General features: G+C 37.4%; 18 protein-coding genes and 1 tRNA gene. 9 read left to right on the top strand and 10 right to left on the bottom strand.

What is annotated here, in order from left to right:
* Positions 1 to 535 precede the first annotated feature (535 nt).
* From BLR27_RS13865 to BLR27_RS13890, 6 genes are all read right to left on the bottom strand, one after another.
* Positions 536 to 625, bottom strand: a tRNA-Ser gene (locus tag BLR27_RS13865).
* A 111-nt stretch (positions 626 to 736) separates the two neighbouring features.
* On the bottom strand, positions 737 to 1,726 hold the full coding sequence (locus tag BLR27_RS13870) for a YihY/virulence factor BrkB family protein (protein WP_090705848.1): 990 nt from the start codon (positions 1,724 to 1,726) through the stop codon (positions 737 to 739).
* 9 nt (positions 1,727 to 1,735) lie between these two features.
* Positions 1,736 to 2,143 carry an acyl-CoA thioesterase gene (locus BLR27_RS13875; protein ID WP_090705850.1) on the bottom strand — a complete coding sequence of 136 codons (408 nt, stop codon included), beginning with the start codon at positions 2,141 to 2,143 and terminating at the stop codon, positions 1,736 to 1,738.
* The gene (gene mltG, locus BLR27_RS13880) at positions 2,143 to 3,198 is read right to left on the bottom strand and encodes an endolytic transglycosylase MltG (RefSeq protein WP_090705851.1); all 1,056 of its coding nucleotides are present in this window, start codon (positions 3,196 to 3,198) and stop codon (positions 2,143 to 2,145) included. The genes BLR27_RS13875 and mltG overlap by 1 nt, the downstream gene beginning before the upstream one ends.
* Positions 3,199 to 3,222: 24 nt before the next feature.
* The gene (locus BLR27_RS13885; protein WP_245704525.1) at positions 3,223 to 3,495 is read right to left on the bottom strand and encodes a rhodanese-like domain-containing protein; all 273 of its coding nucleotides are present in this window, start codon (positions 3,493 to 3,495) and stop codon (positions 3,223 to 3,225) included.
* A 31-nt stretch (positions 3,496 to 3,526) separates the two neighbouring features.
* The gene (locus BLR27_RS13890; RefSeq protein WP_090705855.1) at positions 3,527 to 4,291 is read right to left on the bottom strand and encodes a PASTA domain-containing protein; all 765 of its coding nucleotides are present in this window, start codon (positions 4,289 to 4,291) and stop codon (positions 3,527 to 3,529) included.
* Positions 4,292 to 4,477: 186 nt separating this feature from the next.
* Here BLR27_RS13890 and BLR27_RS13895 point away from each other — a divergent pair, with 186 nt between their 5' ends.
* Complete coding sequence (locus BLR27_RS13895) at positions 4,478 to 5,473, top strand: D-alanine--D-alanine ligase (RefSeq protein WP_090705857.1); 996 nt, start codon at positions 4,478 to 4,480, stop codon at positions 5,471 to 5,473.
* 5 nt (positions 5,474 to 5,478) lie between these two features.
* Here BLR27_RS13895 and BLR27_RS13900 read toward each other — a convergent pair whose 3' ends face one another.
* Complete coding sequence (locus BLR27_RS13900) at positions 5,479 to 5,901, bottom strand: acyl-CoA thioesterase (protein WP_090705858.1); 423 nt, start codon at positions 5,899 to 5,901, stop codon at positions 5,479 to 5,481.
* Between the two features lie 404 nt (positions 5,902 to 6,305).
* Between BLR27_RS13900 and rpsO the strand changes: the two genes are divergently transcribed.
* The 3 genes from rpsO (at position 6,306) to BLR27_RS13915 (ending at position 9,132) form a co-directional block, all read left to right on the top strand.
* Positions 6,306 to 6,584: a 30S ribosomal protein S15 gene (gene rpsO, locus BLR27_RS13905; RefSeq protein ID WP_090705860.1), complete on the top strand. Its 279-nt coding sequence runs from the start codon at positions 6,306 to 6,308 to the stop codon at positions 6,582 to 6,584.
* Positions 6,585 to 6,706: 122 nt separating this feature from the next.
* The gene (pnp, locus tag BLR27_RS13910; protein ID WP_090705862.1) at positions 6,707 to 8,854 is read left to right on the top strand and encodes a polyribonucleotide nucleotidyltransferase; all 2,148 of its coding nucleotides are present in this window, start codon (positions 6,707 to 6,709) and stop codon (positions 8,852 to 8,854) included.
* A gap of 95 nt (positions 8,855 to 8,949) precedes the next feature.
* Positions 8,950 to 9,132, top strand: coding sequence for a hypothetical protein (locus BLR27_RS13915; protein ID WP_090705864.1), 183 nt, complete (start codon positions 8,950 to 8,952; stop codon positions 9,130 to 9,132).
* A 262-nt stretch (positions 9,133 to 9,394) separates the two neighbouring features.
* Here the strand turns inward: BLR27_RS13915 and BLR27_RS13920 are convergent, their stop codons facing one another.
* Complete coding sequence (locus BLR27_RS13920) at positions 9,395 to 10,498, bottom strand: Fic family protein (protein WP_090705866.1); 1,104 nt, start codon at positions 10,496 to 10,498, stop codon at positions 9,395 to 9,397.
* A 325-nt stretch (positions 10,499 to 10,823) separates the two neighbouring features.
* Here BLR27_RS13920 and rpe point away from each other — a divergent pair, with 325 nt between their 5' ends.
* From rpe to BLR27_RS13945, 5 genes are all read left to right on the top strand, one after another.
* Complete coding sequence (rpe, locus tag BLR27_RS13925; protein WP_090705868.1) at positions 10,824 to 11,495, top strand: ribulose-phosphate 3-epimerase; 672 nt, start codon at positions 10,824 to 10,826, stop codon at positions 11,493 to 11,495.
* Between the two features lie 13 nt (positions 11,496 to 11,508).
* Positions 11,509 to 14,004: a TonB-dependent receptor gene (locus BLR27_RS13930; protein WP_143007752.1), complete on the top strand. Its 2,496-nt coding sequence runs from the start codon at positions 11,509 to 11,511 to the stop codon at positions 14,002 to 14,004.
* Between the two features lie 87 nt (positions 14,005 to 14,091).
* Positions 14,092 to 15,159: a 3-phosphoserine/phosphohydroxythreonine transaminase gene (gene serC / locus BLR27_RS13935; RefSeq protein WP_090705871.1), complete on the top strand. Its 1,068-nt coding sequence runs from the start codon at positions 14,092 to 14,094 to the stop codon at positions 15,157 to 15,159.
* A gap of 92 nt (positions 15,160 to 15,251) precedes the next feature.
* On the top strand, positions 15,252 to 16,211 hold the full coding sequence (locus tag BLR27_RS13940) for a D-2-hydroxyacid dehydrogenase (RefSeq protein ID WP_090705872.1): 960 nt from the start codon (positions 15,252 to 15,254) through the stop codon (positions 16,209 to 16,211).
* Positions 16,212 to 16,257: 46 nt separating this feature from the next.
* Positions 16,258 to 17,493: a DUF1015 domain-containing protein gene (locus BLR27_RS13945; RefSeq protein WP_090705874.1), complete on the top strand. Its 1,236-nt coding sequence runs from the start codon at positions 16,258 to 16,260 to the stop codon at positions 17,491 to 17,493.
* A gap of 3 nt (positions 17,494 to 17,496) precedes the next feature.
* On the opposite strand, the gene BLR27_RS13950 is transcribed toward BLR27_RS13945, so the two are convergent.
* Entirely contained in the window at positions 17,497 to 18,888 is a 1,392-nt protein-coding gene (locus BLR27_RS13950; RefSeq protein WP_090705875.1) for an MBL fold metallo-hydrolase, read from the bottom strand.
* 50 nt (positions 18,889 to 18,938) lie between these two features.
* The gene (locus BLR27_RS13955; protein ID WP_090705877.1) at positions 18,939 to 20,807 is read right to left on the bottom strand and encodes an ABC transporter ATP-binding protein; all 1,869 of its coding nucleotides are present in this window, start codon (positions 20,805 to 20,807) and stop codon (positions 18,939 to 18,941) included.
* Positions 20,808 to 20,819 lie beyond the last annotated feature (12 nt).

Below are 20,819 nucleotides of genomic sequence, written 5' to 3' on the forward strand. Positions count from 1 at the left end.
CGAGGGTTTGGTAAGTGTCTTGCAATGTGATGTTCGGTTGAGTAAACACAAAGCAACTCTTTTTTTATTTATCCCCCAAGAATTATGCTTGATCCGGAATCTGATTAATAATTACCGTCATCTCGAATATGCGAAGCATAATTAGTAGTTAAAAACAACTATGACGCATGGAGAGATCTGTTGATCATAAAATTGCTTTTATTAATGAGATTCCTCTTCGTACCTCATTAGGAAAGACATTTGCTCAATAATACCCTTCTGAAACATCGCTGGTGCACGCGTGCCGCTTGTACCTCACTTACAAACAGAAATCCTTAAAACAAAAAAAGCTACCCACTTTACGTGGATAGCATTTTAACTGGCGGAGAGTTAGGGATTTGAAACACAGATCCCAAAAGGGGGAGGCTTCATTTAAAATGCTGAATCCTCCGCGGGAGGATTCTACGCTTTTTTTGTTTTTTGGCTCCCCTGCATCTTTGATGCAGTCGCCTTAAAACAAAAAAAGCTACCCACTTTACGTGGATAGCATTTTATCTGGCGGAGAGTTAGGGATTCGAACCCCAGGAACCTATAACAGTTCAACAGTTTTCAAGACTGCCGCAATCGACCACTCTGCCAACTCTCCGCTGCAAAAGTACAAACTCAGTCTCAAACTGCAAACCAAAATGCTTTTTTTTTGAATTATTCGACCTAACTCACAGAAAGTGAATGAGAAAGAGTTGAAAATATTAAAAAATTAGTGCTTTTGTTCCAGTTTTTCCTCAACTGGAGCTGATTTAAAACTGTTGAACTTAGGCTTTATGATCTTGATGCTCCTTTTAGAAAGGTCTATGCTCGCATTTAATTCAAAGCCAACCAATATGATCAGAGAATTAAGGTAAAGCCAGATCATTAACACGATCAGCGTACCAATGGAGCCATATAGTTTGTTGTAATTACCGAAATTGTTGATGTAATAAGAAAATCCCCAGAAAGTAAAAACTGCAAGAATGGTTGCCATCCATGATCCGGCACTAAAAAACTTCCATTTTTTAGCATTTGCAGGTCCATAGCGATATAATAATGAGATGGTTACAAAATACACCGCGATCAGAATTGTCCACCTTCCGAGATTAATAACATATAACCAGAAGGAATCTTTAAAACGAAGTTCCGTTTTTAAATATTCAAAAACATATTCACCGATCGTCATAATAACCAAACCAAAAATCAGAGCAAAAGAAATCAAAAGCGTTAAATATATTGCGACAAGCCTTTGTTTTACCCAGGAACGGGTCTCAGTGATCAGTGAAGATTTATTGAATGCTTCCATAAGTGTATTAATACCATTAGTCGCAAATATCAGGGCAAAGACAAAACCGAAGGACAACAGCTTTGAATTTTGGTTTTTTACAATATCCAATAAGGTAGTATTCACTGCTGCATATGCCTCAACTGGCAAGATCAAAGCGATCAGGTTCATTAACTGATCCTGAAAATTATCTATCGGCACATATGGAATTAATGTGAACAAAAATATGATGGCCGGAAAAATGGCCAGCATGAAATTGTAGGAAAGTGATGATGCCTTATTGATCAATTCATCCTTGCCGATTTCCTGAAAGAAAAATGAAGCAACTGTAAATAGGGGCAAAGGACTAAACCCAGGCAATATCATCACCTTCGTCCATTCAACGAACAAAAAATATGGCTTAAATCTTAAAAGTACTTTATGAAGCCAGTTCATTTAATAAACTTAATTAAAGTAAGGTCTTAGTTTGTCAAGAAAATCTGTTGAAGGCAGACAGGGTCTGTTCTTAACCTTATCTATAAATACGAGTGTCGTCTCACCGATATGTATTAAATCTTCTTTTTCGTTAAAAAGTTCATAACGGAAGTGAATTCTTACAGATGGCATTTTTTCAATGATCACTTTCACAGTGATCTCTTCATCGTACAAAGCAGGCTTTATATATTTACATTTCATTTCTGTTACTGGCATAATAATACCTGAATCTTCCATTGATTTATAGGTCATATCCAGACTTCTGAGCATTTCAACCCGGCCAACTTCAAAGAATGCAGCATAGTTACCATAATACATATATCCCATCTGGTCGGTTTCAGCATATCGAACCCGTATTTTTGTGGTATTGCTAAACATTATTTTTTAATATTTCGTTCATTTAGAGCCTGCTGAAATTTCTTTGCATTGATCAAATGTTGGGAAAGTGTAGATGCATAGTTATGGTAACCTGAGAAATCTTCTTTAGCGCACATATAAATGTAATCATGCTTCTCATAGCTGAGCACTGCATCAATTGCATTGATGCTTGGCATGGAAATAGGACCTGGAGGAAGGCCGGTATTCAAATAAGTATTGTATGGAGAATTGATTCTTAGATGCTTATTTAAAACCCTTCTTATGGTGAAATCGTTTGCTGCGAAAATAACTGTAGGATCTGCTTCAAGTCGCATTCCTTTTAAAAGCCTGTTCATATATAAACCTGCGATTCTTGGCATTTCTTTATCATTCAAAGCTTCACCATCAACAATTGAAGCAAGGATACTAACTTCAATCGGCGTAAGGTTAATATTTGCAGCCTTCGCCTTTCTATCCGCATTCCAGAATTTAACGTACTCTTCATGCATTCTTATGAAGAATTTCTCTGCATCCGTATTCCAGTAGATCTCATATGAATTAGGGATGAACATGGTATACACATTATCAGTATTGAAGCCATATTTTTGGACAAACTCAGTAGAATCAAGCAATTTTGAAATGGAGACGGAATCAGATTCGATCTTTTTTGAAACCATCCCCGCCAGGGTATGCTTTAACCTGACATTTTGAAAAGATATCTTTACCGCTTCCTGATTTCCTGCTTTCAGCATATTGATAAAAGTCCGATTACCCATTCCCTTAGTAAGGCGATATCTGCCTGCTTTTACCTTTCCAGCATATTCCATATTCTGTGCTGCATTATAAAAGGAAATTGAATCCTTAACTACATTATCTGATTTAATGTTTGCATAAACATCATTAAAGTCAGAGCCTGTTTTAATATATAGATATTCTATACTTCCGGTAACGTTGGGCTTGAAATATTTCAGGTAATAACTAATGCCGGTTCCGGCAAGTATTACAATCAAAAAACCACCAAGTGCCAAAAGCATTTTAGCTTTAAAACTTAACTTATTTGTCTTTTTTTCCACCATTCTATTTTTGCAGATATATTATATTTATAAATCTAATCGTCTGATAGCCAGTATTCCACCGGTTAAATTTCTAACATTATTAAAGCCATGACTAACTAATGTCCGCCGGGCAGTTTCACTTCTTAGTCCCCGTTGGCAAATAACTATGATCTCGCTATCCTTTTCATATTCAAGATCATCAGCTTCAGTTAACAGCTTTCCCAAAGGTATATTATCACCGCCAAGATTAAATGTTTGATATTCAAGTACTTCCCTTACATCTATAATTTTAAATGGTAAAGGTTCTATGTTTCGCACTTTAAATTCAGCAGCAGAAATGTCTGTCAAATTAATTCCCTCCTTTAAGTACTATATCAATAGGTGTACCAATACTAACCTTATTCAGTGTATCACTTATTGCAGGGAACTGACTGACAACTTTGGCATTAACAGTATCAGAAGATCCATCGAAACTAATATTACCAAGCATTAACGATGATCCAAGCAAGGCCATCCTGGCTTCATTCAGGTTTAGACCCAATAAATTGGGAATGTCAACTTCACTTGCTCCCAAACCATCTCCAAGAATAAGATCAATACGTGATCCTTTAGGTATTTGCTGACCCTTATTTATAGTATTCCCACCAAAAACAGCCTCCAATATCACATCTCTGGCAACATCCGATCTGTAAGTGGTGTCACCTACTTTTAATTGGTAATTATTGAGTATAGAACGTACTTCCAGAAATGTTCTGCCCTCAATATCGGGAAACTTAATATTAGGAGCATCTCTGGTTACAATCAGGTAAATAGTCCTGTTGGCCTTAACGTTTGTGTTCGGATCAGGATCCTGCTCCACAATGATACCAGGTGTCTGATCAATCATATAAATAGAGTCATTTATCTGATATCTTAGACCTTGCTCTTCAAGTAACTGAATTGCTTTAGCAATGGGTAAACCTTTAAGTTTTGGAACCGGCATTCCCTCGCCATGGTGCGTATAAAATCCAAGGCTGTAAAAAAGGAATAATAAGAAGGCAAAAATTGATCCGATTGCTATAAGGAGATTTTTACGAAAGGTCTTGGTCCGTAAGTATTCAATAAATTTACTCATTATATGCAGGCTTTTATTTCAGAGATGAATGGTATGATTAAATAGAACTAAGGTTAACTATCATTTTGGTTATTGCCGGATAGATAAAGGCATTAATGCCTCAAAAATAATCCAATTTAAACAATATCGAAGATAAATATTAGCTGGCTTTATTGTTCAATTGTTTTAAAATTTATCTTTGAGCCTATGAAAAGGAATATAGCATTGGTTACAGGCGGATTTACCGGAGAATCTGTTGTTTCATTCAAGAGCGCTGATTTTGTTGAATCTCAGATAGATAGAAATAAATACAATATATATAAGATCGTTATTTTAAAAGAAGGCTGGTATTTTATGGATGCTGATTCTGTGAAGTATTCGGTTGATAAAAATGACTTTTCTATTTTAATAAACAATACCAGGATCAATTTTGATGCAGCCTTTATTATGCTGCATGGCTCTCCGGGTGAAGATGGAAAGCTACAGGGTTATTTCGACTTGCTTGATCTTCCGTATACAAGCTGTGATGCGCTTACCTCATCGCTGACCATGAATAAAGGCTATTCAAAAGCTATTGTTGATGGGATTCGTGACCTTCATATTGCACGATCCATCCAATTATTTGAAAATTCAGCTGCGGCAGAAAAAGAATTGTTAACCAATCTGGCACTTCCTTTATTTATTAAACCTAATAATGGCGGAAGCAGTATTGGAATGAGCAAAGTAAAAACTGCCGATGAGCTTCCTGCCGCACTTAATAAGGCATTTAATGAGGATGCTCAGGTTTTGGTTGAAGAGTTTGTTCAAGGCCGTGAATTTTCTATTGGAGTATATAAAAACAGTAAAGGAATTCAGGTATTGCCCGCAACTGAAGTGATACCATCGAATGATTTTTTTGATTTTGAAGCAAAGTACACCCCGGGTGCTACCGAGGAAATTACTCCTGGCAGAATGACTGAGGATGAAAAATCAAGAGTAGAACGTATTGTTTCTGATATTTATCTGAAATTGAACTGTAAGGGAATGGTTCGGATAGATTACTTTCTTCAGAACGAAACTTCAAACTTCTATTTCATAGAGATCAACACAATTCCAGGTCAAACAGCACAGAGTTTTATACCACAACAAGTTCGTGCTGCAGGATTGAACATCAGCGAGTTTTACGGAGATTTGATTGAAATGGCTTTGGAAAGCAGGAGCTAGGCTTATCAGATTGAATATTTCAGGATCATTTCATCAGAAACCTTTACACTTTTGCCAGTACTGATGTCGATCATGATGTAATCAAACCAGCCATCACAAGCTACCTTGCCAGTTTTTAGAATTTTGATCTCAAATTTTACTCTGCATCCTTTAGAGTTAATGCTTTCTATTCCGGTTAGTACTGAAAATCTGTCGCCAAGTCCCATAGGACGTTTATAATCGACAAAAGCAGATCGTACAACCCAGCCAAATCCCTGGCTGAGAAATTCCTCCATTGGCATTTTGTAGAATGTTTCCATTTGCTCATACCTGGCGGCCAGCACATAATCAAAATAAGTGCTGTTATGAACATGATTGAACATATCTATATCATCAGGCCTGACTTTGAATTCGCTAGTGAACTGGCTGTACTTAATTGGATTTTCCATTGAGGCGAAATTCGCGCTAAATTGTGAGAAAAGGAAATATTCTGGATGAGGGGTATGAGGTATGAAGTAAGAGGTATGAGGTAGGAAGTAAGAGGTGGGAAGTATGGGATTTTAAAAATTGATTGTTTTTTATAAACCAAGCATTCCTAAGTAAAATATATATTATGAATAATCCAATTTCGGCTTAGGGATAGAAGCGAAAATCCTTTTGCAAAGCAAAAGATTGCAGCGCATAGCCCGGCCAGGCTACCGCCGGGCAAACCCCCAAATAAAAAACCTCAATAATATTCACGGATGAATTAAATAATATCCGATACTGTGATTCATTCTTTGAAATTAACTGATAAACTTCTATCTTTGCAGCTAATTGTTTATTTATTAACAGCTTTAATATTATTCACGTAATGTATTTAAGTACAGAGTACAAGGCAAACATTTTTGCCAAGCACGGAAAAGGTGCAACAGACACCGGTTCTGCAGAAGGACAGGTAGCATTATTTACCGCACGTATTGCTCATTTAACCGGGCATTTGAAAAAAAACAAGAAGGATTTTTCTACACAATTATCTCTTCAGAAACTTGTAGGTAAACGCCGCGCCTTGTTAGCTTATCTTTTCAAAAAAGATATCAACAGGTATCGTGCTATTATCAAAGCATTAGAGTTAAGAGATATTATAAAATAATCTTAGCAAAATTTTGCGAAGCCATCCTCAATATGCGGGATGGCTTTTTTAATTAAAAAAATAAAAATCAATATAAAAGAAGATGTGCTCTAAAGAGGAAAAGTACGTCGCAAACAAAGCAAATGAGTTATAACGCAATTAAAAAAACATTTGATCTGGGCGATGGCCGTATGATCGAGATCGAAACAGGAAAACTAGCCAAGCAGGCTGATGGTTCGGTTGTAGTTAAAATGGGAGACACGATGCTTCTTGCCACTGTGGTATCAAGTATTGGTGCAAAACCGGGAACTGATTTTTTACCGCTGTCAGTTGATTATCAGGAAAAATATGCAGCTACAGGACGTATCCCTGGTGGATTCCTTCGTCGTGAAGCAAGGCTTTCTGATTACGAGGTATTGATATCCCGTTTAGTTGACCGTGCATTACGCCCGATGTTCCCTGAAGATTATCACGCAGATGTACAGGTTATGATATCTTTAATATCAGCCGACAAAAATATTATGCCTGATTGTCTTGCAGGTTTAGCGGCATCAGCAGCTATTGCAGTGTCAGACATTCCTTTTAACGGTCCTATCTCTGAAGTTCGTGTTGCTAAAATTGATGGTAAATTAATTATTAACCCTTACCTGAGTGATCTGGAAAGAGCTACTATGGATCTGCTTGTTGCCGGAACAGAGAATGATATCGTAATGGTTGAAGGTGAAGGCGATGAAATTTCTGAAGAAGAAATGGTCGAGGCAATTGAATTTGCACACAAAGCCATCGTTATTCAGGTTCAGGCTCAAAAAGAACTGGCAATTTTAGTTGGCAAAACTGAAAAGCGTGTTTACAGTCATGAAACTCATGATACTGATCTGAAAGCTAAAGTTTTTGCTGCTACCTATGATAAAGTTTATGCTATTGCAAAATCAAAATCTGCAAAGCATGACCGTACAGATAAATTTGCTGAAGTAATTTCAGAATTTATTGCTGATCTAGGTGAAGGTGTTGATGATACAACAATCTCTCTGTCTAAGAAATATTTCCATGATGTTCAGTATGATGCAATCCGTAACCTGGTTCTTGATGAAGGAATTCGTCTTGATGGTCGTGATTCACGTACAGTTCGTCCGATCTGGTCTGAAATAGGTTACCTTCCTACAGCACACGGTTCAGCTATTTTCACACGCGGAGAAACTCAGTCTTTAACAACCGTTACTCTGGGTGCTAAATCTGATGAGCAGCTGATCGATGGTGCTTTCTTTAATGGATACCAGAAATTCTTATTACACTATAACTTCCCAGCTTTTTCTACAGGTGAGGCTCGTCCGAACCGTGGTACAGGCCGTCGTGAGATCGGACACGGAAATCTGGCAATGCGTTCTTTGAAAAAGGTATTGCCCGGTGATGATAATCCTTATACTATCCGTATTGTTTCAGATATTTTGGAATCAAATGGTTCATCTTCTATGGCTACAGTTTGCGCAGGTACACTTGCACTGATGGATGCCGGTATTAAGATTAAATCTCCGGTTTCAGGTATTGCAATGGGATTGATCTCTGATGAGAAAACTGGTAAATACGCAATTTTAACTGATATCCTTGGTGATGAAGATCATTTAGGAGATATGGACTTCAAAGTAACCGGAACTGAAAAAGGTATTGTTGCCTGTCAGATGGACTTGAAGATCAATGGTTTGAAATGGGAAGTGTTAACTGCAGCTTTAAAGCAGGCTAACGAAGCTCGTCTTCATATCTTAAATGAAATGAAGAAAACTATTGCTGAGCCACGTGAGGATTACAAACCACATGCACCAAGAATCGTTACCCTTAAAATTGATAAAGAATTTATCGGTGCTGTTATAGGCCCCGGTGGTAAGATCATTCAGGAAATGCAGCGTGAAACTGGCGCAACCATTGCCATTGAAGAAAAAGACAATTTAGGTATTGTTCAGATCTTCGCTGACAATAAGGAAGCGATCGATAAAGCTGTAAACCGTATTAAAGCAATTGCTTCAAAACCAGAAGTAGGCGAAGTTTACGAAGGAAAAGTGAAAACAATTATGCCTTTTGGTGCTTTTGTTGAAATTATGCCTGGAAAAGATGGATTACTTCATATTTCCGAAATTGACTGGCAACGTTATGAGTCTATGGACGGGGTGTTGAATGTTGGCGATATCGTAAAAGTTAAACTTCTAGAAGTTGATAAGCAGGGTAAATTAAAACTTTCCCGCAAAGCTTTACTTCCACGTCCTCCAAGACCAGAAGACACAAAGCCAGCAGCTGAATAATTCTTTGAATTTTATACTTGCAAAACCTGTCGTGCCTCTGCACAGACAGGTTTTGTTTTTTACTGCCTGATTTATTAAATTGTGTATATCAGATTATGAAAAAGCAAGAAAAACACATCGTTCAGGAACCTTCATCAGATTATGAAAAGGCTGAACTTGATTTGCTTAAAACAGCTTTGAAAAGATCCTATACAGAACGATTTCATTCAATGACCAAACTTAAGAAAATGAATATCATGTTCAGACAGGCTCATATTAAACATAAATCTTCGCATTAAATAAGTATCCAGGCTGGACATATTTTCATCTTGATAATGGACTTAGGCTAGATATAATGAATCAGTTAAAGGTTTGGATAATTCAAAATTTGATTCATTGCTAAAATCTGCATCTATTGCAACTATCGGTAGGCAATATGGTTAGTTGCCGATTTGGAAGCACTTTCCTATCAAGTTACAACTAATTTTGATATGAGCTGTGCCGCTCGAATACGTACTGAACCGGCAATTAACTATACCGCGTTTTAGTGGCTGGGGTTTGTCATTTATCTGTTTTCAATTCATAAATTGTACTACGCCCTCCTTTCGAACTTTTTTCCAAAATTCCTTTTTCAATCAGGTCTTGAATGTCTCGTAAAGCCGTGTCCTGAGAGCATTTTCCTATCTTTGACCATTTAGTAGTATTTAATACTCCTTCAAATTTATCCATAAGCATATTCAGTATTTTTCTTTGTCTGTCGTTTATGTTAACTTTTGAATGGTGTATCCAAAACGAGTGTTTATAAATTATTTTTTCAAGAAGTTTTTCTGAATTCTCAATTGAATGAAGTAAGCAATTCAGAAACCATTCGAGCCAATTTGTAATATCTAATCCGCTTTTTTGAGTCTTTTCCAATATATCGTAATATGAATTTCTTTCCTTCCGGATTTGTGTTGACATACTATAAAATCTAAACGATTGCTCGTCAGAACGGGCTAGTAACATATCACTTAGTGCTCTTGAAATTCTTCCATTTCCATCTTCAAAGGGGTGGATTGTCACAAACCACAAATGTGCAACAGCAGCCTTAATAACCAAGTCCGTATTTTTCTCCAAATTAAACCAATCGAAGAAAATTCGCATTTCTTTTTCAATTTGAGCAGCTGGTGGTGCTTGGTAATGAACTTTTTCTTTTCCCATGACTCCTGAAACAACTTGCATTGGGCCAGTTGAATCGTCACGCCAGTTTCCTGCTATGATTTTGTACATTCCACTTTTTCCAATTGGGAAAAGTGATGCATGCCATGTAAATAATCTTTCTTCAGTAAGTTCTTTATCATAATTCTTTGTTGCATCTAACAATAAATCAACAATTCCGTCAACATTACGTTCGGAATATATTAACCCTGATATTTCTAATCCCAACCGTCTGGCTATTGATGACCTTACTTGTTCTCTGTCAAGAAATTCACCTTCTATTTCAGTCGATTTTATAATTTCTTGCGTTAGTATTTCGAGGTTGGCTTCATTGCGAAGTTCAAATCCCAAAGCCCCCATCTTACCAATTAACCTGCCTTGTCTATTCCTTACATAGGAAAGCAATGCTAAAAGTTTATCACTATTCCATTCGAAGATTGGCCAATTATGGTTGTTGTATAAATACATATTTTTATTCTCCGCTAATTATGCGGTAAAAATAATATTTATTCTCCGCATATTAAAATTATCTCCGCATATTTTGCGTTTATATATATGCTTATTCTCCGCATTTCCGTTTTTTCCACTTGCCATTAATTATAGAGTTGAAATACCATTTCTACATTTAAATGCATTGATTTTAACAAAAAAAACGGCAAATAGACCTAAGGTCCAGCTTGACCTTATAGAATTTGGAAAAAATATGAAAATCATTGAGGAAGAAGGCCCCAAACAATAATCATATAGCTGCCATTAAAACTGAATATTACAATCAAAATTGTAATTTTACAAAATGAAACATCTTATTGCCCCTTCCGTTTTGTCTGCTGATTTTGCCAATCTTCAGAAAGATATAGAAATGATCAATCGCAGTGAAGCTGATTGGTTTCATATCGATATTATGGACGGAGTATTTGTTCCGAATATATCCTTTGGCTTTCCTGTTCTGAAAGCAATTCAGAAATATGCTGAAAAGCCACTGGATGTACATCTGATGATCGTTGATCCTGATCGCTACCTGCAGGATTTTAAACTGGCCGGTGCAGAAAATATTACGGTTCATATTGAAGCATGTACTCATCTTCACAGAACGTTGAGTGCCATAAGGGATCTAGGTTGTAAAGCAGGAGTAGCAGTAAATCCTCATACCCCTGTAAGTTTACTGGAAGATATTATCGAAGATATGGATGTGGTATGTCTGATGTCTGTTAATCCAGGTTTTGGAGGTCAGAAATTTATTGAAAATACTTACAAAAAGATAAGAGAACTACGATCAATGGCTTCCGGCCGGAATGACGGACTTTTAATTGAAATTGACGGAGGTGTATCCAATCAGAATGCACTGAAATTACTACAAGCAGGAGCAGATGTACTTGTTGCTGGTAATGCGGTCTTTTCTGCTGCTGATCCGGTATTGGAAATAGCTGCACTAAAGAATTTAAATCCCGATATTTTAAGAGCATGACATTATTTTGAATGTGAAGAAAAAACAACGACAACTCTTAATTTTTCACTCCATAAAGCCAAATTTCAGGTATTTTGTCGTTTTACTTCGCTTTTTTCTTTTTCTGCCCTTACTTCTTTTTTCAAACAAAATAATAGCTCAGGATCTTACGGTAATCAAGGGAGTCATTACTTCTGAAAAGGGCGAATTATTAAGTGGAGTTACCATTCAGGTTAAAGATACCCGTTTGATAACTCAAACTAACAGAGAAGGCGAGTATCTTCTAAACAAGGTTCCGTTAAATGCCACATTGATTTTTAGCAGATTAGGTTATAAAGATCTAAGTCTGGATTTTGGTCTGCTTTCAGACAAAGATAATATTCAAAATATTATATTAATTACTGATATACAATCACTTGACGAAGTTCATATTACTGAAAGGTTTAATTCAAGTAATTCTATTAGTATTGAGGCTGCCAAGTTTTCATCCTTCCCTCAGACTTCAGGAAGCTTCGAAAGTTTTATAAAAAATTTGCCCGGGGTCTCCGGAAATAATGAGTTAAGTTCTCAGTATTCAGTCCGGGGTGGAAACTTTGATGAGAATCTGATCTACCTGAATGATGTGGAAATATTCAGGCCAATGCTAATCAGATCTGGTCAGCAGGAGGGGTTAGGTTTTATCAATCCGGATCTGGCATCGAGTATATTTTTTTCAGCAGGAGGCTTTGAAGCCAGATACGGAGATAAATTATCATCAATTCTTGATGTCAGATACAGCAAGCCTGATAGTTTATCACTTGAAGCACAGGCAGGTTTTCTTTCAAGTTCAGCAACATTAAAACTGCCATTAAAGAATGGTTTCTTTCTTGCAGGAATAAGAAATAAGAAAAATCAAAGTTTTTTAGGCAGGCAAAATATTGAGGGCGAGTATCATTCAGGATTTTCTGACTATCAGTTTCTATTAAGACAAAATATCTCTTCAAAGCTAAATTTATCTCTTTTTGGTTTGTATAATGGGGGAGAAGTTAAGATAAGTCCGGATAAGAGAATAACCGAATTTGGTACATCTGATGATGTATTAAGACTTTTCGTAAATTATGAAGGAGAAGAAAGCAGCAATTATAATGCTTTAAACAGTGCTCTTACATTTTCGTATAATGCGAGTAATAGTCTGAATTTTAAATGGATAAATTCAATTGCTTCCATTAATGTGGAAGAGCAGGCAGATCTCCTGGGATGGTATTCATTTAATGAGAAGGAAGGGGGGGGGCTGAATCCCTCGAATGGTGGTAGTTTATTAGGAATGGGTTCGAATCAGACATTTTCCAATAATTATTTAAAATCGCTGATATACAACACTGAATTACGAATGTATAAGCAGGTAAAAAGCTCTTTTTTCGAAATGGGTGTACGATTTCAGTCAGACCGTATAGATGACCGTATAGATGAATATACTGCAGTTGATACCAGCGGATATGCATTTCCTGATCAGGGAAACTGGATGTATTCAGGGCTTATTGATCAGCAAAATCTGGTAAAGATCCGGCGATTCAGTGGTTTTGTTCAAAACACCTTCAGCTTAAGACCTAACTTAATGATGGCAGCAGGAGTAAGGCTTAATTATAATACTTATTCTAAGGAAAATATGATTAGTCCACGGGTATCCTTAATGTATAATCCCGGACACAGAGATCACTTACTCATTAGATTTTCTGCCGGCACTTATAATCAGGCACCTTTTTACCGGGAGATCAAAAATTACAATGGAAGTCTGAATGCTGCTGCAAGATCTCAAAGATCTTTTCAATTGATCACCGGTACAGATTATAAATTCAACGGACTTGGAACCCGTTTGAAATTCAGTTCTGAAGTTTACTATAAGATACTAAGCAGAATTACTCCTTATAAAATTGAAGACTTGAAGATCAGGTATCTTTCAGATAAAATGTCAAAGGGATATGCTGCAGGAGCAGATCTGAGTATTAGCGGTAATTTTGCTAAGGATCTTGAATCTACATTCCGAATTTCAGTTATGAAAACTGAGGAGGATATCAAAGATGATTTTTACCTGTCGAAGGATGCACAAGGCAATCAGATCACCATTAGGCCGGGATACCTGAAAAGACCAACTGACCAATTGTTTAATATAGGAATGATGTTCCAGGATCGCTTAATACAAAACCCAACTTATAAAGTACACCTGAACTTAATTTATTCTTCCTCATTACCTGTTGGTCCTCCGGGACCAGACCGGCATACTGATCAATTTAAAATTCCTGCCTATAAGCGAGCCGATATAGGTTTTTCTAAAGATCTGGCAGATCCTGAAGGCAAAAGGTCTTCTGTATTTATTAAAAAATATTTTCAGGCGCTAAGCCTGCATGCTGAACTATTTAATCTGCTGAATTTCAAGAATACCACTTCCTATTTGTGGTTAAATGATAAAATGGCCAATCAGTACGCTGTGCCAAACTATCTAACTTCCAGAATGTTTAACTTCCGGGTGATCGCTAAGTTAAAAAGCAGGTAAACATTTGTCATCTAATCTCAATAAGGGTTCAAAAACCTATCAGGTGTCAAATTATTCTGTTATTTTTGCGGCATAAATTTAAAGAGTATGACACATAATTTTGGTGCAGGTCCCTGCATTTTACCTCAGGAAGTTTTCAAACAGGCATCTCAGGCTGTTCTTGAATTTAATGGTACAGGTTTATCTATCTTAGAGATATCACACCGTACTCCTGAGTTTGAAGCTGTAGTTGATGAAACAGTTCGTTTAGTTAAGGAACTTTTAAATGTTCCTGAAGGTTATTCGGTTGTTTTATTACAAGGAGGGGCAAGTTTACAATTTGCAATGGTTCCCATGAATTTACTTGCTGAGGGGGAGACTGCCGCTTATCTGAATACAGGAGTTTGGGCAACCAAGGCTTTGAAAGAGGCTAAAATATTCGGAAATGTAAATGTTGTTGCTTCATCAAAAGATGATAATTTCACATTTATCCCTAAAGATTTTGAAATACCGTCAGATTCTGCATATTTCCATTACACATCAAATAATACGATTTATGGAACTGAATTAATGACAGTTCCTGAAACTTCAGTTCCGGTTGTTTGTGATATGTCTTCTGATATATTCAGCAGGGTAATCGATGTATCTCAATTTAGTTTGATATATGCCGGCGCTCAAAAAAATATGGGGCCTGCCGGATTAACACTTGCTATTGTAAAGGACGAAATATTAGGAAAGATCGATCGTAAGATTCCTTCAATGCTTGATTATAAGGTTCAGATCGATGGTGGATCTATGTACAATACACCTCCGGTATTTGCCATTTATGTGTCCATGTTAAATCTTCGCTGGTTAAAATCAAAGGGAGGAGTAGCAGAAATTGAAAAAGAAAATATTTCCAAATCTGAAGCTCTTTATAAGGAAATCGACCGCAATCCATTGTTTAAGGGTACATGTAGTATTGAAGATCGTTCAAGAATGAATGTATGTTTCGTGATGGAAAATCCTGAACTCGAGAAGCCTTTTCTAAAGTTTGCAGAAGACCGTGATATCATCGGAATTAAAGGACATAGAAGTGTTGGAGGTTTCCGTGCATCCATGTACAATGCATTACCTATCACAAGTGTTCATACTCTTATCGATGCGATGCAGGAATTTGCAGAAAAGCACCGTTAAAAATTGATTGATCTTATGCTGATGGGCAGTATAATTCATTTCTGTTTATTTTAAAATATTAATAATTATAGCATCAATAAATTCAATAATTTATGTTTCGTATACTAGCCAATGATGGCATTGATCCAATCGGTAAAGAATTATTAGAGAAAGCAGGTTTTCAGGTTGATACCAATCATATCCCTCAGGCAGAACTTTCAGAAGGTTTAAAAAACTATGATGCAATTACCGTTCGTAGTGCAACTAAAGTTAGAAAAGACCTGATTGATGCTTGTCCGAATATTAAATTGATCGGTCGTGGTGGTGTCGGTATGGATAATATTGATGTTGATTATGCCCGGGAAAAGGGACTGGCAGTTGTCAATACACCTGCGGCCTCATCACTTTCTGTTGCTGAACTAGTTTTTGCCCATCTTTTTACCGGTATTCGTTTTTTACAGGACTCTAACCGTAAAATGCCTGTTGAAGGAAATACCAGATTTAATGACCTGAAAAAAGCATATGCTAAAGGTATAGAGCTTCGTGGGAAGAAAATCGGAATTATTGGTTTCGGACGAATAGGACGTGAGACAGCCAAAGTAGCATTAGGTCTGGGTATGGATGTTCTTGCTTATGATCTTTTTGAAATTCCTAAAGAACTTGAACTGGTACTTGGAGGAAATGTACGTGTAAATTGTCCGATTAATGCTGTTAGTGTAGAACAATTAATAAAAGAATCTGACTTTATAAGTCTGCACGTTCCCTTCTCAGAAAAGCCTGTTCTGGGAAAAGAAGAGTTTGCATTAATGAAAGATGGTGCAGGAGTAGTTAACTGCTCACGCGGAGGTACGATTGATGAAGATGCTCTATTAGAAGCCTTAAACTCTGGCAAAGTATCCTTTGCTGGCCTTGATGTTTTTGATAATGAACCAACTCCTCGTCAGGATCTCTTATCTCATCCAAATGTTAGCTTAACACCGCATATCGGAGCTTCTACCAATGAAGCTCAGGAGAGAATAGGTACTGAGTTGGCAAATCTTATCATTGATTTTTTCAAAAACGTTAAAGCCTGATCTATGATTAATCAGGCAGGTTTGGTAATTGTATAATTTTTATTGAATGCCAAAGATCAAACCTTTCAGAGGAATACATCCCAGTCAGGCAAATGCAGGACAGGTTGTAATCAATCTGGAGAATTTAAGTATATCTGATGCAAAGGTTATTCGGCAGGGAAATCCATATTCTTTTGTGAATATGCTTGTCCCTAAACTGGATAACCTTTTTTTAATGGGTTCAAAAAATGAACTTGCATTTAAAAAGATCAATGAGAATTTCGAGGACTTTTTAGAAAAGGGAATATATGTAAGGGATGCTAAGCCTGCCATTTATGTGTATCAGGTGGTTCGATCGGGACTTGTTCAAACAGGTATATGGACAATTACATCAATTGATGATTACCTGAATAATGTGGTTAAAAAGCATGAACTAACAAGCGCTGACCGCGAACAATCTCTGATCGATTATCTTCAGCAGACAGGTATAGATGCCAATCCGGTACTGATCACTTACCCTGCCGTTGAACAGATCGAATCAATTATCAGGGAGACAACTATTAAACAGGCCGAAATTCACTTTTCTAAAGAAGAGTCAGAACATCGCTTATGGAAAATTGATGATGAGGTCACTTTAAATAACCTGCTGAATGAATTTTCAAAGCTTTCAGCTACCTATATTGCTGATGGACACCATCGCGCTGCGGCCGCCTCCTTATTAGGCATACAGCGCCGCAAGCTCAATCTAAAACATAAGGGAAATGAAGAGTATAATTTCTTTACTTCTGTTTATATGAGTACTGATCAGCTTAGAATCTATGGATTTAACAGGCTGGTTAAAGATTTGAATGGTTTATCAACAAATGATATCTTAAAATCTCTTGAAAAAAACTTCCTTATTAAGGAATCAGGCAAACCTGTAAATCCTGAAGATATACATGAATTTGGTATGTATCTTGAAGGTAACTGGTATCAAATAAGGGCAAAATCTGAAATTATTCAGACAAACAATCCGCTTGCAAAGCTGGATGTTTCTATCCTCCAGGATTATATCTTATCTCCGGTGTTAAATATCTCTGATCCCCGTACAGATTTAAGGATCAGTTATAGGGGAGGGAAATTACCATTAACTGACCTGGTGAACGAAGTTGATACCGGCAAATTTGATGTTGCATTTATTCTGTATCCTACTGGTATTGAACAACTTCTGGAGGTTGCAGATGAAGGTGAAGTTATGCCTCCAAAATCTACCTGGTTTGAACCTAAATTTGATGTTGGATTATTGATCCACCAAATAAACTAAGCTTCAATCAAGCTGATAGGTGATACCTTTCTTCGCAATTTCAACCTGGTAATTCTCTTCAATTAAGGATGTACAAAGGCTTTCCATCGAATTTATTTCTCCATGTACCAGGAAAACCTTCTTTAATTTCTCCTGTGGCTGTTGCTTCACAAAATTCACCAGGTCTTTATGATCACCATGTCCGCTGAAAAGGTCTGTTTGCCTGATGGTTGCAAAAACCGACAATTCTCTGTGTCTTAAATTAATAACAGGATCTCCGCGTAGCAGTCGATGCCCTAGCGTTCCTTTAGCACAATATCCGATGAAAAGGATGGTACAATAGTAGTTTGAAATATTGTAATACAAATGATCCTGTATCCGGCCGCCCTCCAGCATCCCGGCAGAAGAAATAATGATACAAGGTTCATAGTAATTTGATATGGCTTTACTTGCATTCATATCCTGAATATAGTCCAGATTCTCAAACTCAAACTCATCGCCGGAACTCCTGTAAAATTCCTGAGCTTCCTGATTCACCAGCTGGTGATGTTTTCTAAATATATCGGTAGCGTAAGTAGCCATCGGACTATCCACAAACACCTTGATCCTTGGGAGCAGGCCTTTACTGAATATCTTGTTAAGTGAATAAACCAATGCCTGGGTACGACCCACACTGAATGCAGGAATAATTAGTCGCCCGGGTGATTTTACACAAGCCTCATTGACAGTTTCAGTCAATAATTCTTCAACACTTTGAGTTGATTTGTGCAATCTGCCGCCATATGTTGATTCACAAATAAGATAATCAACCTCCGGAAGTGGTTCAGGGTCCTGTAGAACGGGATAATTCTTTCTTCCAATATCTCCGCTAAAGGCTATAGTTTTCTTCACCCCATTCTCCTCAATAGTGAATACCGCAGCAGCTGCACCCAAAAGATGACCAACTGGTATAAATGTCAGACTGATCTGTCCATTGATTCGAAATGGTTTATTAAAAGCGATCGTTACAAAACGATCGACAGTTTCCATCACATGCTTTTGAAGATATAGAGGTTTTGGACCTGTAGAAAATCCCCTTTTCCCTTTGCGGGTTTTCCTTTGCCTGCTAAGGAAGATGTTGACAGAATCAAGTAGAAGCAATTCCGTCAGGTCAGCAGTAGGAGCTGTGCATAAAATCTGTCCTTCAAAACCTAAACGGACCAGTGTAGGTAAATTTCCGGAATGATCTATATGTGCATGTGTAAGAATTACAAGATCTATTTCAGAAGGAGAAAAAGGAAATTGCTCGTTCTCCTCAACCCAGGTATCCTTTTCATAATCTAATCCACAATCAATCAGGATGCTGTAATTTTCTGTTTCTAGTAAATGCATACTGCCTGTAACTTGTCTGGCAGCACCCCAAATGGTTAACTTCATATATTATTCAGAATTTTTGAATATAGATATATATTAAAAAACAGAGGTACTTATTCAGACTTTATTTCCTGGCTTTCCAGCTGTAACTGACTAAGGTAACGGTATAAACCTTCCTGGTTTTTCATTAACTCTGAATGATTGCCGCTTTCCACTACTTTTCCTTTCTCCAGAACAACGATCTTATCTGCTTCACGGATAGTTGAAAGTCGGTGAGCAATGATGATCGAGGTCCGGTTTTTCATTAATTCTTCAAGAGCCTCCTGTACCAAACGTTCTGATTCTGAATCCAGAGATGATGTTGCTTCATCCAGTATTAATAGGGCAGGGTCCTTTAAAAGAGCTCTTGCAATAGCAATACGCTGACGTTGACCTCCTGAAAGTTTTACCCCTCTTTCTCCAACTAAGGTGTCATAAGCCTCAGGAAAACCAATAATAAAATCATGTGCATTTGCCCGTTTAGCAGCAATAACTATATCTTCCTCACTTGCGTTTAATCTACCATATGCTATGTTTTCACGTATTGTACCTCCAAATAATAGAACATCCTGTGGTACGATGGCCACCTGGTTTCGAATATCTGTCAATGAAAAATCAGTGGATGGTTTCCCATCAAATAACAAAGAGCCACCCTGAGTTTCATAAAACCGAAGGATAAGTCCGGCTATGGTTGATTTTCCTGCACCACTAGGACCAATTATAGCCACTTTTTCACCTTTTTTGGCTTCAAAGGATACCCCATTCAAAACGGTTATTTCTTTTCTGGAAGGGTATGCAAAAACTACATCTCTGAATTCCAGATTACCTTGAATATGATTAATAACAACATTTTTTTCATCATCCATCGATATCGGTTCATTCTCTTCAGCCAGAATTTCCAATACCCTTTCACTTGCTCCAAATGCTTTCTGCATTGTTGCATATAATTCGGGGAAACTGCCCATTGCTGCACCAACAAATGTGGAAAGCAGGATGAAGGTAAACATACTGGCAATGCTTATCTCTCCGGCCTGCACCAAATGAGATCCATACCAAACAACAGAAACGATGGTTCCAAATAAACAGAAAACGATAAAGGAGGCAAATACACCACGGAATTTCGCACCACGCATTGCGATCTTAACAACCTCGCGAATACTTTTATTGTATCTCCCTACTTCGAATGCTTCATTTACGAATGCTTTTACATTAGAAATTCCCTGAAGTGTCTCCTCAACAATCGTATTTGATTCGGCAAGTTTATCCTGTGCTTGTCTGCTTAGTTTTCTGATAAAACGACCAAAAACTACTGCCACAGCCACCAGAACAGGTAATACAGCGAGCAGCATTAATGTTAATTTCCCTGAAACTAAAACCAGGAAAATAATACCGCCGGTAAATATGATCACCTGCCTGATCATTTCGGCCAGGGTTGTAGTTATGGCATCCTGAATCTGAGAGAGATCTGCAGATAGCCTGCTATTTAATTCTCCAACTCTCCGCTGAGAGAAAAAGTTCATCGGAAGCGTGATCAATTTATGATAAGTGTCTCTTCGTATGTCTGCAAGTCCCTTTTCAGCTACTTCTACGAACCAGTTTATCCTGTAAAATGAAAAAATGGCCTGAATGAATAATACGCCAAGCAGAGTAAGAGCTACGGTGTTTATATCTGTTGGAAAAATATCAAGAATTTCATTGGGCACCATTTTCCCGCCCTGAGCAGCCTGAGCACCTGTACCGATCAATCGTCCCATAAGTAATGGGAAAAGAAAGGAACTGGCACTGGAAAAGATAAGACAGGCAAGGCCCAGGAAAAATTTAGTACGGTATGGTTTGAGATACAGTAATAATCTCATTACCTGCTTTAAACTTTCCTTATTGATCTTAGCTTTTGGAAGTTCTTCAGCCTGAGCGTTACCGCTATTTAATCGAGCACGTGCCATGTTTGTTTAAGG

This window comes from Daejeonella rubra (assembly GCF_900103545.1).
Classification (GTDB): Bacteria; Bacteroidota; Bacteroidia; order Sphingobacteriales; family Sphingobacteriaceae; genus Daejeonella; species Daejeonella rubra.